This is a genomic window from Actinacidiphila sp. bgisy145, assembly GCF_057708125.1.
Window position 1 is genome coordinate 1 of the sequence record NZ_JBYIRL010000135.1, and the last position, 577, is coordinate 577.

At 69.2% G+C, this 577-nt stretch carries 1 protein-coding gene; it reads right to left on the reverse strand.

Features of this window, described 5'->3' with window-relative positions:
- Positions 1-577: beta-ketoacyl synthase N-terminal-like domain-containing protein (locus AC3ERT_RS36640; protein WP_435179519.1), on the reverse strand; the 577-nt coding region annotated here is incomplete at both ends.

Below are 577 nucleotides of genomic sequence, written 5' to 3' on the forward strand. Positions count from 1 at the left end.
GACTTCACCGCGCCCAACCACAGCGGCCGACCCCCGGCACGCTCCTGCCCGTACGTCGCCAGCAGCGCCTGCGCCTCGATCGGGTCACCCAACGTCGTACCGGTGCCGTGCGCCTCCACCACATCCACATCAGCCGCCGACAACCGCGCACTGGCCAACGCCGCACGAATCACCCGCTGCTGCGACGGACCGTTCGGCGCCGACAGACCATTCGACGCACCATCCTGGTTCACCGCCGAACCCCGCACCACCGCAAGAACCTTGTGCCCCTTGCGCCGCGCATCCGACAACCGCTCCACCACCAGCACACCCGCACCCTCGGCCCAACCCGTGCCGTTCGCATCCTCCGAGAACGCCCGGCACCGCCCATCCACCGACAACCCCTGCTGCCGCGAGAACTCCACGAACGAGAACGGCATGGCCATCACCGTCACACCACCGGCCAACGCCATCGAACACTCACCCGACCGCACCGCCTGCACCGCCAGATGCAGCGCCACCAGCGACGACGAACACGCCGTGTCCACCGTCACCGCCGGCCCCTCCAAACCCAGCACATACGACACCCGGCCCGACA